A 16,931-nucleotide genomic window follows, 5' to 3' on the forward strand; every position below is an offset into this window, starting at 1 on the left:
GCACTCCTTTCGGATAGAATATATCCAGGGGTGCCTATGTTTTCAAGTATTTGGGTAAGATATTTTATTTTGATTAAATAACCCCACTTCGGTAAGATTATTTTTGATTCAAATCGCTGGCTTGACAAATCCACGATTATAAATATAATTCAATGTATGGATCCAACAACGGCAAAGATCTATAACGAAGCATTACAGGCCTACGAAAAAGGACAAGTTCGGGAGGCGATTGAAGGATTGCGCAAGGTTGCTGCAGCATATCCTAATTATCCTGATGTCCATAACGCACTGGGACTGGCTTATTCCCTCGCCGGTAATTATAAAAATGCGATCGAGAGTTTTAAAAAGGCGATTGAATTAAACCCCGAATACATTGAAGCCTATGTTAATATGGCAATAATATATAACGAACAATGCCAGTTTGATGAAGCGATAAAATCTTTTGAGAAAGCTGCGGCTTTGGAGACCAAAGAAAAGGGATATTCACCGCAGTTAAAGATAAAACTCGCCAACACCTACATGCAACTCGGCGACACTTACTATGAATTACAGGAGTATAAAAAAGCCCGTGACGAATATTTAAGAGCCATAGAAGTGAGTCCCACTTTTTTAGATATAAAATTGAAACTCGCCCGGACCTACAATCAACTCGGTGACTACAAGGCAGCGGAGAAACTTCTGCATGAGATACTAAACCGGAATAAAAAATACCTTGAAGCCCGGGTGCTTTTAGGTCTTTGTTATTATCAGCAACGGAAGCACGAAAATGCCCGAAAAGAATGGGAAGAAGTTTTAAGGATTGATCCCACTAACGTGAAGGCAAAGGCATATCTTAATATGCTGAAGGAGAAAAAGAATGGTTAAAAAATTGAAAAAATCAGAATTAAAGGAATTTGAAAAAATTTTGCTGAAAGAGCGTGAGAAGATTTTAAAAGGAATCGATTACGCCACCGGCCAGATTGCCGTAACCCAAACCGAGGCATCTGGTGATCTTTCAGCATATGCCAATCATATGGCGGACCAAGGTTCGGAGACGGAAAAAAGGGAATTATCCTCAATAAATATATCGCGTCAGCGCGAAACCCTTTTTAGCATTGATCATGCCCTGAGAAAGATTGCACAAGGAACTTACGGCATCTGCGAAAAATGCGGCAAAATGATCGAAAAAAGAAGATTAAAAATAGTTCCTTATGCAAGATTCTGTATCAAGTGCACCGGTAAGTAAAAATATCAAACAATTTTTATTCCCCCTCTTTTTAGCACTATTTTTAGACCAATTTTCCAAATTATTGATCGTCCGCACTCTCACCATCTTTGATCCACCCCGGGAAATCATCGGCTCATATTTAAGATTCAATCTTGCCTACAATCCCTACGGTGTCTTCAGTCTCTCATTTGGACCACCATTTGTCTATTATTTCCTCCACCTCTTTGGCATTTTGATTTTCACCTATATCGGGCTCACCCAGAAGTCGAAATTCCGCACCGTGCTCTTCGGTTTGATTGTTGGGGGCGCGCTGGGCAATGTCATTGACCGTATTAGACTAAAATATGTCATCGACTTCATTGATATGGGCATCGGCAATCTCCGCTGGTTTACCTATAATCTCGCCGATGCCTTTGTCGTGGTGAGTGCGGGGTTATTAATTATTAACGAATTGTTCTGGAAAAGAAAAGATTAAAATTTAACCCTGTATCTATCCTTTAATTCCGCCTTCTTGCCCTTATTCCAACCCGAAACTTTGCTGAAATAACCTGTGACTCGGGTGATGTGGTCAATCTTCTTGCTTCCACATAATGGGCACACCTCTGCAAGACCTCGAGAGGTTCTAAAACAAGAATTACAGGTGGTAAATTCCGGTGAGAAGGCAATCTGGGCATTGCGTGTGTAATTGAATGTTTTTACGACAAAATTGGCTATAGATTCCTTGGGAGGTTGAGATTCACCTAACCAGACATGGGTCAGGGCACCAGCTTCAATCATATCATGGAATTTACCTTCAATCTTGACCCGCTCAATCGGGTCAATGGGAACCCCGATATTCAAATAGGTTGAATTGGTGTAATACACTGAATTTGTCTTCACATCTCCCTTCACCACCGTTAATGCCTCATTGGGGTGGTGCTCAAGATCCAGACGTGCCAGGCGGTGTGCAGCGGATTCGGCTGGTGTCTGCTCCATGACAAAGCGCATGTTATATTGTTTAGATAATTCTTTAACCCGATGATACATATAAGCGATAACCTTCAAACCGAATTTCAAACTCTCCGTATCTTCATGCATCTGTTTACCTGTGTGGTATTGGACAAGTTCATTCAAACCCAGTAGTCCAATAAGGTAGGTGGCACGATAAAGACGAAGATAAGGTTCCCCATCCTGTTCCATGGTGAGCAATGCTAATGGACCTTCATCTTTTAAATTGATCAATTTTTCAATAAATGCCTTTTTCTGGAGATGTGCTTTCACTGCGTAATCCAGAAGCTGATCGATCTTCTTGAATAATAATTCATCGTTGCCTTGGGCAAAATATGCCGCACGGGGCAGATTCAATGTCACATTCTGGAGCGCAGTGTAGCGCATCTTCCAGGGAGTCTTGGCATCGTCAATATCATTCTGTTCTAAGCGAAAAGATAATCGACAGCATTCCGAAATCTTTGCGGTCTCGCCCCGGTCGAAGACATAATAGGTATTACCGCGTTTTGAAGATACTTCGGCGATATGATTTAAAAAATCTTCCCAGCCGGGTGTGCGGAAGAAATCCTCAGTGATATGGACCAGGGGTTTAGGAAAAAAGAAAGGCCGGCCAGTTCCATCCCCATCAAGATAGATGTCAAACAATGCCCAGGCAAATTTCTGGGCTTCAGGAAGATAATCGATATATTTTTTTCCGGTATATTCACCGCCGGGACCGATGGCATCAACATCCCGGAAGTGTTTCGGTATCTCCCAGTAGATATTCAAGTCGGAAAATATCGCCTGCCCGCCCCGGGCAACCGATTGCTGGGAATACTCAAAGACCATCATCTGGGCAATCTGATGAATTTCCTTATCCGACATGCCGGTTAAAAAAGGAGCGAAGAAGATGTTTACCGCATCCCATCCAATGGCACCCGCAAAATGACCCTGCAGGGCGGCAGAAAACTTGACCATATGGGCAAGCAAGGTATCCGGATGCTTTGCGGGTTTGGCAATTGATAATGCATTCGGTAAATTCAAACCGAATTTTTTTACATACTCCAAAGACTGGCCCGAACAATAAGGACGATCGCCAAAACCCAAATCATGGAGATGAATATCACCGCGGATGTGGGCATCGGCAACATCGCGGCTAAAAACTTCCGAAAGCATGTACTGCTTCTTAATCGTCTCTGCCAGTGTCATATTGGTCGCCTCGGGATTGTGAGGGATATTGGCATTCTCGCGATTAGCATAAAGGATGATCTTCTCAGCATCGTATAGTGGAACTCCCAGACGCATATGGCGGAGTCGGGCATGTTCCAGACCGTGTTCAATCAATTTCATATTCACGATTTCCCGGATTAAAGCAGAAGAAAGTAGTTCCACATTAGAATTCAATATCGTCTCTTCGGTCTCCCGGGCAATCTTTTCAGCAGTATCCCGGTCGATGTTCGTTTCATTTAACAGTGCCGAGACGATTTTGGACCGGTCCCAGGAAACAAAATCGTCATCCGAGGTGCGGACAAATAATGCATAATCAGTCGTCTCGCGCTCCTCAGGTTTTTTCTCTAATAATTTTTTCTTTCTCAATATCTCCCGTTGTTTACGATAGAGAATGAATGCCTTGGCGGTCCTGGCATTGCCATTTTCAATCAACACCTTCTCCACCGCATCCTGAATCTCTTCAACCGTGGGTGGCTTATCCCCTTTTACAGTATAAAGAAACAAGACCACCTCATCCGCCAGGGCTTCGGCAAGTTTTCTATTTTCTCCTCCCACCGCCCGCGCGGCTTTAAATATCGCATTGGCAATCTTGGATTTATCAAAAGGAACGACCTTACCATCCCTTTTTATCACATATTGAAAAATCTTATCTTTGGGAATTTCTTCTCCCATCCCGATTCTCAATGTTTTCTCTTCCATCTTCGCTCCTTTTTTAATTTTTGCAACTCTTTAGCAAAGTTATCAATATTTTTGAATTTTTTATATACCGAGGCGAAGCGCACATAAGCCACTTCATCTATTTTTAATAAACGGTCCAAAACCATCTGCCCAATTTCTGAAGATTTTACCTCCATTTTATAACGGTCCGAGAGCGAATCCTCAATCTCATTTACGATTGACTCAATCTTATGTGCCGAGATTGGCCTTTTGCGGCAGGCCAGTGCAATTCCACCTAATAATTTGGAGCGGTCGTAAGGCTCTCTTGTTCCATCCCGTTTTATCACAACCAGCGGCATCCTTTCCACCGTTTCATAGGTGGTAAAACGAAAATGGCACTTCAAACATTCCCGTCTCCGGCGTGTCACCGACCCGGCTTGCGATGCTCGTGTTTCCAGCACTTTATCACGGTCATGACCGCATCTGGGACATTTCATAAGTTCCTTCTCTCCTATGGTATGCTTATTTTAAAAAACACTATATATAGAGCCACCACCAATTATATTCATAATTTCAATTATGTCAAGGGAAAAATTTAAATTGCTATAATTGGTTCTTAAGGGTAGCTAATATATCGTTTAACTTTTCTTTTACATTATTGCTCAAATCCTCCCCTACTGCGCCTTTTTTATCCACGACAATGCCAAAGAGCCTTAAGCGTGCCGGCAGGTTCAAATTCAATTGCCGGCCGAGGACTACGGCGGCTGCAAAATTCATACTGTGAAGATAAGAAAAACATTGGTGATGGGTAAAATCTTCAATCTTAAACTCCAAAACCCTTCCCACCGGTAAATCTGTATTCAAAATGCAATCGATCACAACCACCTCATCATATCCTTCAATTGCCTCAAGAAAATCAATACCGGTGAAGGCACCGGTTTTTAAATCATAATCTGGCGACAATTCTTTTAATTTCTGAGCAATGATTATTCCAACCGCATCATTACCCCAGTATTCATTGCCCATCCCCAAAATTAATTTTTTCATCTTAGGTTATTTTAATAATCGGGTAAAATAAGAGTCTCCTTTAAAAAAGGAGACCCAAAAGCTAAAATGGTAGATTAGTTTTTTATGGTCCGAATTATCTCACCTTGGGCATTATGGATATTTATCTCAATCGGCACCTGTCCGGGTAGATTATGCGTAGCACAGGCGAAGCAAGGGTCGTAGGCACGGAATGCCATCTCAATCATATTCAACAATCCATCGTTGACCACCCCGTTCTTAATGAGCATTCTTGCCGCCTTTTCAATCGACATGTTGATTGCTGCCGAATTATTTACGGTCGCGACTATCAGGTTTGCCTTGGTCAGTCTTCCTTTTTCGTCAGTTTCATAGTGATGGAATAATGTTCCACGCGGGGCTTCAATCACCCCGATACCTACTTTGGGAGTTTTAAAATCCATATTTCTAATCCGTGGGTCAAGGATTTCTGGGTCATTTATCAACTCCACCATTTTCTCTGCTGCCTGCATCGCCTCAATCACTCTTGCCCAGTGGGTAGCGAGGGTATGGTGAACCGGTTTCCCACCCAGGGTTTGATAAAATTTTTCGTAATATTCCTGGGCGAGCGGTGTCGCCATACCATCCGAGGCATTGAGCCGTCCTAAAGGTGCCACCCGGTAGACTCCACTATCCTTGCCGTCAACAAATCCTTTCCAACCGACATTCTTTAAATAAGGAAACTTTATGTATGTCCACGATTCGACACCTTCTGCAATGTGATTGAGATAATCTCGGGCTTTAAATTTAGCAAACTCTTTACCCTCTGGATCCACCACCCGAATCCAACCGTCGTAGAAATTCACTTTATTATTGTCATCCACGAGCCCCATATAATAGGTCTTATGTTTATAGACATCACCCAGGATTAAATCCACATAAGCCTTATTCTTCAAGACAATATCATCAAAAGCCTTTAATGTGAATTTGGCAAATTCAACCGCATCCTCCGCAATCTTTTTCCATTCTTCTTGTTGTTCCTTGGTAATACCGCGGGAAACACCGCCGGGCAATCCATTCACCGGATGGACCACCCTGCCGCCAAGAGTCTGGATGATATTTCGAGTTCGCTTTCTGATATCAATCACCTTTTTTCCAATCTCAAGTCCCACTTTAGCAATCACACCCAAGACATTACGCTCCGCCGCTGGTGCATCCGGACCCACGATAAAATCCGGACCACCCAGAAAATAGAAGTGCAGATTATGGTCTTCAAACATGAAGGTATTATACTGAAATTCTCTGATTTTCCTTGCAGCGGGGGGTGGCTCGACACCATATAAATCATCAAGTGCCTTGGTAGAACACATGTGATGAGCAGTGGGACAAACTCCACATATCGTCTCCGTGATGCGGGGCATCTCTTCTGCCAGCCTACCCACAGCAAAACGTTCATAACCTCTTAATTCAGGAACTTGTAAACAGGCATGGGCAACATTCCCCGCCTCGTCTAAAAAGATATCGATCTTCCCATGTCCTTCTAATCTCGTGATGGGGTCGATTGTTATTTCCTTATACATTTTACACCCCCTGCTTTCGGCGCAAAATTGAGGTGGGTAAAGAATACATATAGAATAATCCAATTGGGTCAATGATTGATTCGGTTATTTTCTGGACTTCCTCGTCGGTATTGGCATCAATGATTGAAGCGAGGGCTGATAAGAATTTTGCCCCCTGATCAATCACTTCTTTCGTGGGACCGAAGCAGCCCCGGCAGGGCATATTGGCATTGATGCACCGCTCACCGCACCCACCTCTTGTTGCTGGTCCAACACATATTATACCTTCTGCCAGGAAACATTTCTCAGGATCCGCGATGACCTCATGAATCCTTTTGATTTCTTTTATTACCATCTTATCGGGTTTGGTTTTGTTTCTGGGGCAGGTTTCACAGAGTGCTTTTTCCGAGGCAATTACCGTCCCCTTAGGAGGAAGATTTCCGGATAGAAGGGTTTGAACTCCCTTCATTATCAAATCGGGTGGTGGTGCACATCCAGGCAGATAATAATCAACCTCAATCGTCTGGTCCAATGATTTGACTGTGTCATAGAACTCAGGAAGGGTAAGCTTTCCCTGCGGTATCTCGGTCACTAACTGAGGAAAGATTTCTTTAGGATTGACGGTGGTATGGGTCAATTTATATGCAGTCTCAAATATCTCTTTTCTGTTGGCAACATTTGCCAGACCCGGGATGCCTCCCAGATGGGCACAGGCACCAAAGGCAACTATAAGCTGTGACTTCTGTCTTAAAAGCTTGGCGATATGTTCTTGTTCTGAGTTTCGGATTGCTCCATTTATGAAACTGACCAAGATTGATTTATCCGGCATCGCCTCAATATCTTTGTATTTGAAATCGAGGGCCACTGGCCAGAGCACAATATCTACCGCCTCAACTACTTTTAAAATATCCTCGGCAAGGTCAACAACAGCCTCTTCACAACCTCCACATGAGGCACACCAGTAAAAGGCTACCTTAGGCTTCGCCATCATGCCTCCTTTTTAAGGGGATTAGGACCTAATTTTTTAATCTCTTCAACAAACTCCTTAATGGTGTGAGCAAATTTTACACCTTCTGCTGCAGAAATCCATTCCAGTCTCACCCTTCTTTTATCTATTCCCATTTCTTCCAGTAACTTTTTTAACAACGCAATTCGCTTATTAGTCTGATAGTTTCCAGTCTGATAATGACAATCACCAAAATGACAACCACCAATAAAAACACCATCCGCACCTTCCTGCAATGCCTTTAATACATAAGAAGGTTCCAGACCGCCGGAGCACATGAGTCTTATTGGGACTATATTGGGAGGATATTGTAACCGACTCACCCCTGCAAGGTCGGCTGCTGCATAAGTACACCATTTACACATGAATCCGACGATTTTCGGTTCAAAGTTTTCATTCATAATAACGCTCCTGCTGGCATCTATTTTATTTAATTATCGGAAAAAGTCAAGCAAATTTTGTTGAACAAAGTATGATGCTCCCAGGATACCACCATTATCCCCTAGTCGGGCAGGAAGAATCTTCACCTTCCGATAATTGAACCCAAGGATTCGCGCCTGAACGGTTTTTCTGATGGGTTCAAAGAGAACCTTCCCGGCACGGGCAATACCCCCGGAGACGATCACCACCTCGGGGTCAAATAGATTAATAATATTACTCACGCCGATACCGATATAGTTTCCGATTGTCTCAAAAACTTCCCGGGCAACTTTATCATTTCTTCGCGCCTCCTGAGCGATAACCTTTGGAGTCAAAACTTTATATTTGCTCAAACTGCTTTTTTCTTTGCGCATCTTTCTTTGGGCAAGGGCTACTATGTATCTGGCACCGGTATATCTCTCCAGGCAGCCATAATTCCCACAGAGGCATCTTGGTCCATTAAAATTTATAACCGTGTGTCCAAACTCACCGGCAAATCCATGGGCTCCAAAGAGCATCTTGCCTTCACAGATTGCAGCACCCCCTACACCTGTTCCCAAAGTAAAAAGAAAAGCATTCTTGCAACCTCTTCCCGCTCCATAAACCCATTCGCCTAGAAGAATCGCATTGACATCGTTGAGGATACCTACTGGCTTTTTAAATTCTTCTTCTAATATACGCCTTAGCTCAATATCCTGCCAGCCTTTTAAATTCGGAGAATATCTCACAATTCCCTTCTGAGAATCAATTATTCCAGCGATACCTATACCAATCTTCGACACGGAAGTTATGAATCTCTCAATTATTGATTTTATCCGGTTTAAGCAGATAGTCGGCCCTTCCGCTGAAGATGTGGGAAGATTTATTTTTTTGGTGATCTTACCTTCCTGGACCAATCCGGCTTTGATATTTGTTCCCCCGATGTCAATACCGAGTGTATAGTTCATCGGTTTTCAAAGTTTATTCTTATCAATTTTTCATACTCCGGAGAAAGAATGATTCCCCGGCGTTCCATTACGATTCTTGTAGTCCTAATCGCTCTCTCCACATCATATTCCTGGTCAATTCCAGGACCAAGCCATCTAAAGGAGGGCACATATGCTGGCATCATGCCGCCGCCGAAGAAATTTACGAAACTACCGATCACTGCTCCCGTAGGAATAAGAGTCCCAATCCCCAATTTGGTGTGATCACCGATGAAACAACCGAGTTTCATCATTCCGGAATCATAAATTTCCTTGCCTATCTTCAGCCGCACTGTTGAATAGTTATTCTTTAAATCGGAGTTGGTGGTGAGGGCACCGATATTAACCCATTCACCAATGAATGAATGGCCAATGAATCCTTCATGGTATTTGTTGGTGAAACCTTGAAAAATACACTCTTCTACTTCGCCACCTATCCGGCAATATGGTCCAATTGTCGATTTAATAATTTTCGCCCGGTCCAGAATTGTCCCTTCACCAATATAAGCCGGTCCGACAATGGTTGTAAATGGTCGTAGTTCTGCTCTTTTGTCAATATATATGGGACCTGCCTGGCAGTCAAAAAAAACATATTTATTTACGATTGCATCGCGGGCGATATAAAGATTCTTGCGTGAGCCAATAAATTCAATACTTCGTGAAATCCGGGTTTTTCTTCTGATCTGTTTAAAATGCTCAACGATAAATTCCTGATTGTAGCGTATTAAATCCCATGGGTAATTAAGCATTCTTCCTGAAATCTCTCTTTTTTTCTTTATCATTTTTAGGGTACTCGCTATTTCCTCAAAATTCTGTGGGAAAGGAGGATTGAATTTAACAAATCCTGCCTCGCATTCATCCACGATAAATTTTGTCTCTTCATATGGCAATGGGAGTTTTTCTTTCAATAATAAACGAGCGGAAAGATACATGACCGGTTCATTTTTTAAGTTCAGTTTAAAATTAAATATCTCCCGGGCGATATATTCAAAACGAAATTTAGGAAAATAAAAGGCAGTGTTTTCACCAATCGTCTTCATCCCGATCCGGAGATTAAATTGTGGATAAAAATTGATAAGGGGAAAGAATTGCCCGGGTTTATCTTCGTAGAGAACCACCTTCATTTGGAAAGCAGAACTGTAGCAAGAATTGCACAGGCAATACCGATGATTCGGTTTAGAGTTATGGGCTCTTTAAGAATTATAAAACCAAAGATGACAGGAAATAAAACATAGAGATTGGTCAAGGGGATTACCACTGAAGCTGGTCCGGTCTTTAGTGCTTGATAAAACGCCAGAATCGCAACCAGCGAGATCCACCCGATGGGTATCGCCCACAACGAATAAGAGTTAAATTGAAGTGGCTTTTTAAAAAAAGTGAGATAAAGAACTAAAAAAAGCAGGGACCAAAACGAAACCCAGAATGAGGTACTTACCGCATTCAAATGTTGACTGATGATTTTACTGCCGATCGCCCAGCAACCCCAGCCTATTAAGGCAATATAGCCGTATTTTATATAATCCATGGTCAATTATACCGAGTAATTCTGCTAAGTCAAGGATATAATGAAAAATAGTAATCCCATATGAGGTACAAATGGCTGAAGATAAAAATTATCTCTACCTGGGTGTAGATGTCCATAAGCATTCATCTACCGTAACCGTGTTGGATGAAGATGGTAAGCGATGATTACGAAAAATTGCCCAACACCAACGAAGCCTTTGAAAGATTGTTAAATTCTTCTGGTGATAATCATTTTCGGGCAGTCCTGGAAGCAGGTAGGAGCTGAATTACAAACTTTTAGAAAATCTTACGGAGGTAGAAGATGTTGTTCTTACTAATCTTCCAAGAACCGTTCATATCGCTGTTCTTCAGTCACAGATTTATTTGGACAGCATGGTCGCCATTTTCTTGGTAATTTAAATCTATCTGAAGAAAAAATTATCTTTTAAAAGTCCATCTTAAATGGTTAGACTATGTTAGGGAACAGATAAAGGAAATCATCGAGATAATAAAAGATGAATTTGACCAGCAACCTGAAGTAGCATTATTAAAGACCATTCCGGGCATTGGTGAGGTATTTGCCCCGCTTACTGTCTTGTATAATGATTTGTTGAAGCTGCACACTCATCAATCCGCACCTCTTTTTATTTTGGTGCTTACTATAATCACAAAAAGACGACAACGGGAATACCGGTGGAGATGATAAGAACTGCGCGGTGTTTAGTCAAGATTGTTTACTACCATGTGCCATTAGGCACCAAAAGAAGAATGACTTGATCAATTATAATCAAAAGTAGACCAATTTGCAAAATTAGTTATTGCCTATTTTTCAAAGAAGGTGTGATTATTCCTTATACGGTTTTGCCGCCCGTATTGTCTAAAGGATTTTGTTATTTGTTCCAAAAAAACATCTTTTTCTGCTTCTAAATTCCGTACCCATTTCCTCACCTCACTTCTATCATCTTAAAAATACAACCTTTTCCACTTTTTTGAAATCATCCACATCTAACCTAACAAAATAAACACCTGCAGGTAAATTGCGACCAGAATCATCACAACCATCCCAGAAAACCGTTGACCGTTCACCGTTTACCGTTAACCGAGAAAAATCCTTTACCAGTCTACCGGCAGCATCATAGATACGCAGAACAGCAAGATTTTCGTTTGAATTTTGGGATTTGGAATTTGTTTGGGATTTGATACTTGGGATTTGGAATTTAATCACGCAGCGATGCAGGAATGGATTCGGGGATACAGACATTTCAATCATTGTTTCTGATTTACTATCTTCTCTAACGCCTGTTATCGCCTGTAAAGCCTTCCATATGTTCAATCTTCCCCAACCATAATTATTATTCGGATATGGCGCGCCCTGCGGAGGTTGGTCACAATTAACTCGTAATAAATTATACAATTCGTTCACCGTGAGTTCAGGGTCTTTTTGGAATAAAATTGCTGCGGCACCCGATATGTGAGGCGTAGCCCTTGCAGTGCTGGAATATGTAGCATATCCACTATTCGGTATTGCGGAGCGGATATTTACGCCTGGAGCAGCAATGTCGGGCTTTAATAGATTCCATGACGGATAATACCAGTAAGATGAATCATTGATTGGATAGATATTCGGCGCAGGACCACGTGATGAAAAACTTGCAATATTATCTTGTGAATCAGTTGCACCAACACCGATGACAGTAGGATAACTTGCCGGTGAACCAATCGTTCCTGGATTTGGACCATTACCTCCGACAGGGAATACAGGAAGGATACCGAGATTTTTCCAGTTAAGAATAAGATCCCACCAGTGTAGATCTGAACCGTTGATTGAATTCCAGCAATTACTGATAACCTTAATATCAACCCCACTCTGTTTGAGGTTAGCAAGGTATTGCATGCATTGGTCGATCAAGGCATAATTAGTTGAACCACTACTGTTAGAACATTTGGTGGGGATATATCTAGCACCATAAGCAATCCCGACATCGTCAGCAAACGGACCAGGGCCATCACCGCCACAAATAACGCCGATAGCATGAGTTCCACGACCAAGGTCATCATATGGTGCTGGATTGCCATATACCGGGTCAATCCAGTAAGGAGAAAGCCATTTGCCGATTAATGCCGGATGAGAAACATCGCAGCCAGTACTGATATGCCCGACGATGACTCCCTCTCCGTTATAACCATTTGCCCAGCATGATTCCGCCATAACTTTTGTAATATTCCATTCTGGTGTACGTGAATCACATTTTTCGACCATTTCCTGCTCAAGATTTATTGTTGCATTATGGCAGATAAACCAGATATCATCACGTTTGGTGAGTTCATGGACCACTGCCTTTGTCGCCTTTAAATGGAATCCATTGAATATCCAGAATTGACCACCGACTTCGGCTATTTCTCTTGGTAATGCCTTAAGATATTCAACAATCTCGCGTTGTGAGTTTAATGCAATATTCTCGAATACCTTGCACTTTTCAACCGGTGTCATTCCCCGAAGCTGGTCATAAGGATATTCGGTAGCCATATGGACGATAACGAGTATCTTTTCGTTATCTGATGTATTATGCAGAATCTGCGCCAGTTCCGGAGTCATCTTACCCGGTATCACTGGCCTTGCTACAAAAAGAAACGCAAGCAATAAATTAAACATACACACCTCCTTTTTCAGTTCTCATTATTTGAATTGAACCTGTACTCCAGCGCACCATATTTTAACTCATTTATTCTCACCCCCTTTCAGATGATAAATTATAATAATTATTTTTACTTTGTCAATAATATCTAATTTGCTGCATAAAGTCTGGAAGTACCATCCCTTTTTTAACTAAAATTATTACAAAATATTTTATGTTAATTAACTTACATTTCTTTGAAATTCCTGGGATGCCCGAAGGCATCCCAGGGTGCCAGAAAGGGGGTGGGTTTTTCATCTTATCTTCACCACCCGCACGGGTGACGAACTTTTATCCTCAGGCACGATAAAATAAACACCTGCAGGCAAGTCACGACCCAGATTATCATCTCCGAACCAGGTGATACTGGATTCATGATTCAGAATACAAGATTCAAGATTGAAAGACTTAACAACCCTGCCTGAAACATCATAAATCTTTATCATGTATCCCGTATCGTGTATCCTGCATCTGATATGGACATTGTTCCTGAATGGATTAGGGTAGACCCACAAACTTTGATGATGATCATCAACCTTTATATCTTCATCTCCTTCGTCCTCCGCAATCCAAACCTGTCCACCATTTGTTGTCTTACGTATCATCCCACCCCTACCAACAGCATAAACAACGTTCGCATTGATTGCCTGTATATCTTCATAACCATGCCAGGTCAAAGAATTAATCGGAAACCAACTTGTCCCACCATTAGTCGTCTTCATCATCATATGGTATCCACCAGGTCTGAATACCGCATAACCAATGAGATTATCTGCAAAGGATACACCAACTGCGGGAACAATACCACCACCAAGACTCTGGCCAGTCCAGGAATTTCCGCCATTAGTGGTTTTTATCATCTTGTATTGACCTGTACTGCCCATCAATCCTGATATATAACCAATCTGTGAATTCTCAGGAAAATCTATTGCGTAGAAATTTGCTGAAGATGGTGCATAGTTTTCAACCCAGGTCTGACCACCATTAGTGGTTTTATATACAAGTCCAACTGCACCACCATAAGAAGGTGTGGCACCCGCAACTGCATAACCAGTATCCGCATTAAAGAAAAATAAATCCTGGATTGCCCGATAAGTATTATTATTAGGAATGGTTTGACTTATCCAGTTATCACCACCATCCGTAGACTTCATTATCACTCCACCAGTACTTCCCAGTCCAGCAATGTAACCAATTTGCGAATTTATGAATTTCACTGCATACAGGGTGGCTGTAGTATTTGAATTTTTTGGAGTCCAGACATTACCACCGTTGGTTGTCTTGAAAAATGTTCCATTAGCACCAACTGCAAAACCGAGTTGATTATCAAGAAAATCAACATCATAGAATACCTGCCCGGTTCCTGTTGTTTGCTGTACCCAGGTTGCACCTCCATCAGTTGTCTTGCATATATATCCTGCATCGCCAACCGCATAACCAACCTGGTCGCTCTCCGGAAAATCAACAGCCCAAAAAATTCCTTCAGGACCTGTATTTAAGAAATTCCAGGATGTGCCCGCATCCGTAGTTTTCAAAAGTTGGCCATGGCCACCATTCTGGTCATAGACATATCCTGCAGCATAGCCAGTCTGTGTATTGGCAAAACCAATCGGTAAAACATAAGTCATAAATTTCGGAAGAAAGACTGGAGTCCAGCTACTACCTCCGTTTGTTGTTTTCATAATGAAACTTCCACTCCAGCCCGAATTTGAGTGTGCCCAACCACCGGCATAGCCGACCTGGGCATTCAAAAAATGTACTGAATAAATTTCACGGTATTGTTGATACCATATCTGTTGCCACGTACTACCTCCATTGGTTGTTTTAATAATTGTACCATTGCCACCACTACCTAATGTATACCCCCCTGCATAACCGTTCTGATTATCAATAAAACACACATCCCAGTAAGTCACATTTGCTGGACTTGTCTGGCTATTCCAGTTGGAACCACCGTTTGTTGTTTTTAAGATTACCGGGGTTGTAGTTCTATTCCCACCAACAACATATCCAGTATTTGCATCAACGGGAAAATGTACTGCAAGCAATTCATAGGTTGTGCCAGAATTTTGCTGAACCCAATTTTGCCCACCATTTGTCGTTTTTAATATCATTCCATTTCTCCCTACTGCATATCCGACCTGATTGTTTCCCTGCGGAAAATCAACATCCATAAGCCAGGTATTCTGTGCGCCAAGATACTGGAATGTCCAGGTTGCACCCTGGTTTGTGGTTTTTAAAATTACAGCATGATATGTTGTATTCCAGTTTGAACCCCAGAAATTACCGACTGCATAGCCAGTTAGCGAATCAGGAAAATCAATACCATAAAGTTCATAATAACCAGGCTGGGAATCAGGATAAGGTGTGAAACTTACATCCCAGGCCAAGCCACCATTTGTCGTCTTTAAAATGGTTCCTGCCTCTTCTTCAACAACAAAAATAATATTTTCGTTGATTACACAGACATCAGTGTATTCATTACCTTCAGGTAATGGATTCTGCCAGGTCCAGGGGAGGTTAGCTGAATGAACAAAAGAAACGATTAAGAACATACCAAACCAAATTCCAATTTTCATAATACCCCCTTTCTCTAAATATTTATATATAAATGTGTACCAAATTAACCACACACAACACAATCGCAATAGTAATTACTGGTTACAGCGATACATATTATAATTACTTGACATATTCTGAATTATAGTATATAATTTACCGCAGATGCATAACAAACAAAGAGAATTATTTTATGGGGTCATTGACGAATATTTTAAAAATAAATCTTCAATCAGAAAGACCGCAAAAAAATTTAATCTCCATTATCAAACAGTCTTTAAATGGCTGAAATATTTTAAAAAATTTAGGACGCAACCGCTGTTTCGTCCCTGGAATCGGTCTCCAGGGTATATTGAAAATAAGGTTATAAAGTATAAAGAAAATTACCCGTGGCTCACGCTGGAACAGACACGGAGGGTATTGCTCAAGAAGAAAATAAAAATCACCAGCCGTGGAATATGGAATATCTGGAAAAGATATGGATATTCTGGCTTTGATCGTTTGAACATTTGCAATGACTTTACCGAATTCATTATTCCTTCTCAGGAAACAAAGTTAAAGTTAGAACACGCCCGGCGGCTATTTAACGACGGCAAATTAAAAGAATCAGCAAAAATCTTAAATTCCTTACCCCCACTGCCCAAGAATGAATTGGTTTTAAATTTACCAGAAAGACTTTTAAATACAAGACGTAAAATTGAAAGATTGACAATGGAATTCGGCAAAATCCCATTGTCGGAATATATCAAAAAAGCAAAAATACTATATAAAAAATCTATCAAGAATGAGTGGAATTATTCGGCATTAAGAATTGGTATGGCTTTGCTTGTTGCATTATCCTGGCTTGGCAATCCTGAAGAACAAAAGAGATGGACAGAAAAAATTGAAAAATCTCTACCTGACAATGATAGAAAAGCAAAAGATTTAATGCCAATTCGTTTTACCTTACTTATTTCAAAATGCCACACCCTGGTGCAAATGTTAAAATTGACTGAAGCATTCCGTCTTGCCCGTCATTGCTATCATCTTGTATCACAACACAAAAGTCCATTTTATGAATTCCTCTATGACCTTGCGGTCCAGTTCATAGACCTTGAAGATTATAATACTGCAGAAAAACTGCTTCTCAAATCCCTTGAAGGTATTGACGAGCAAAGAAAGAAAAGGTTGAAGACGCTGCTT

The 16,931-nt window shown here is 41.4% G+C and carries 15 protein-coding genes; 4 read left to right on the forward strand and 11 right to left on the reverse strand.

The features are described 5' to 3' along the window. The first annotated feature begins 156 nt into the window (after window positions 1–156). From ABIL39_10370 to lspA, 3 genes are read left to right on the forward strand one after another with little or no spacing between them, the layout of a single operon-like run. Window positions 157–864, forward strand: coding sequence for a tetratricopeptide repeat protein (locus ABIL39_10370; GenBank protein ID MEO0166525.1), 708 nt, complete (start codon window positions 157–159; stop codon window positions 862–864). Continuing rightward, entirely contained in the window at window positions 857–1,225 is a 369-nt protein-coding gene (locus ABIL39_10375; GenBank protein MEO0166526.1) for a TraR/DksA C4-type zinc finger protein, read from the forward strand. Before ABIL39_10370 ends, ABIL39_10375 begins: the two co-directional genes overlap by 8 nt. After that, a complete protein-coding gene (lspA, locus tag ABIL39_10380) occupies window positions 1,191–1,682 on the forward strand; it encodes a signal peptidase II (GenBank protein MEO0166527.1) in 492 nt (163 codons plus the stop codon). The genes ABIL39_10375 and lspA overlap by 35 nt, the downstream gene beginning before the upstream one ends. Here lspA and nrdD read toward each other — a convergent pair. The 11 genes from nrdD to ABIL39_10435 form a co-directional block, all read right to left on the reverse strand. Continuing rightward, window positions 1,679–4,102 carry an anaerobic ribonucleoside-triphosphate reductase gene (nrdD, locus tag ABIL39_10385; protein ID MEO0166528.1) on the reverse strand — a complete coding sequence of 808 codons (2,424 nt, stop codon included), beginning with the start codon at window positions 4,100–4,102 and terminating at the stop codon, window positions 1,679–1,681. The two genes, lspA and nrdD, sit on opposite strands and share 4 nt — an antisense overlap. After that, window positions 4,084–4,557 (reverse strand): transcriptional regulator NrdR, encoded by a 474-nt coding sequence (gene nrdR / locus ABIL39_10390; protein ID MEO0166529.1) that lies wholly within the window; start codon window positions 4,555–4,557, stop codon window positions 4,084–4,086. Before nrdR ends, nrdD begins: the two co-directional genes overlap by 19 nt. 106 nt (window positions 4,558–4,663) lie before the next feature. Further along, a complete protein-coding gene (locus ABIL39_10395) occupies window positions 4,664–5,107 on the reverse strand; it encodes a hydrogenase maturation protease (protein MEO0166530.1) in 444 nt (147 codons plus the stop codon). A 74-nt stretch (window positions 5,108–5,181) separates the two neighbouring features. Continuing rightward, a complete protein-coding gene (locus ABIL39_10400; protein ID MEO0166531.1) occupies window positions 5,182–6,642 on the reverse strand; it encodes a Ni/Fe hydrogenase subunit alpha in 1,461 nt (486 codons plus the stop codon). Between the two features lies 1 nt (window position 6,643). Then, window positions 6,644–7,609 carry an oxidoreductase gene (locus ABIL39_10405; GenBank protein ID MEO0166532.1) on the reverse strand — a complete coding sequence of 322 codons (966 nt, stop codon included), beginning with the start codon at window positions 7,607–7,609 and terminating at the stop codon, window positions 6,644–6,646. After that, a complete protein-coding gene (locus ABIL39_10410) occupies window positions 7,609–8,031 on the reverse strand; it encodes a hydrogenase iron-sulfur subunit (GenBank protein MEO0166533.1) in 423 nt (140 codons plus the stop codon). The genes ABIL39_10405 and ABIL39_10410 overlap by 1 nt, the downstream gene beginning before the upstream one ends. A 30-nt stretch (window positions 8,032–8,061) precedes the next feature. Continuing rightward, window positions 8,062–8,994: an ROK family protein gene (locus tag ABIL39_10415; GenBank protein ID MEO0166534.1), complete on the reverse strand. Its 933-nt coding sequence runs from the start codon at window positions 8,992–8,994 to the stop codon at window positions 8,062–8,064. Next, the gene (locus ABIL39_10420; protein MEO0166535.1) at window positions 8,991–10,136 is read right to left on the reverse strand and encodes a putative sugar nucleotidyl transferase; all 1,146 of its coding nucleotides are present in this window, start codon (window positions 10,134–10,136) and stop codon (window positions 8,991–8,993) included. The genes ABIL39_10415 and ABIL39_10420 overlap by 4 nt, the downstream gene beginning before the upstream one ends. After that, the gene (locus ABIL39_10425; protein ID MEO0166536.1) at window positions 10,133–10,537 is read right to left on the reverse strand and encodes an EamA family transporter; all 405 of its coding nucleotides are present in this window, start codon (window positions 10,535–10,537) and stop codon (window positions 10,133–10,135) included. Before ABIL39_10425 ends, ABIL39_10420 begins: the two co-directional genes overlap by 4 nt. A 936-nt stretch (window positions 10,538–11,473) precedes the next feature. Beyond that, entirely contained in the window at window positions 11,474–13,168 is a 1,695-nt protein-coding gene (locus ABIL39_10430) for a S8 family serine peptidase (GenBank protein MEO0166537.1), read from the reverse strand. A gap of 276 nt (window positions 13,169–13,444) precedes the next feature. Next, window positions 13,445–15,769 (reverse strand): YCF48-related protein, encoded by a 2,325-nt coding sequence (locus tag ABIL39_10435; protein MEO0166538.1) that lies wholly within the window; start codon window positions 15,767–15,769, stop codon window positions 13,445–13,447. 145 nt (window positions 15,770–15,914) lie between these two features. On the opposite strand from ABIL39_10435, the gene ABIL39_10440 reads away from it, so the two are divergent. Next, the coding region (locus tag ABIL39_10440; GenBank protein ID MEO0166539.1) for a hypothetical protein at window positions 15,915–16,931 on the forward strand (1,017 nt) is incomplete at its 3' end.

This window comes from candidate division WOR-3 bacterium (genome assembly GCA_039802205.1).
In the GTDB taxonomy this organism is placed as follows: Bacteria; Hydrothermota; Tepidihabitantia; order SM23-42; family JAOAFX01; genus JAOAFX01.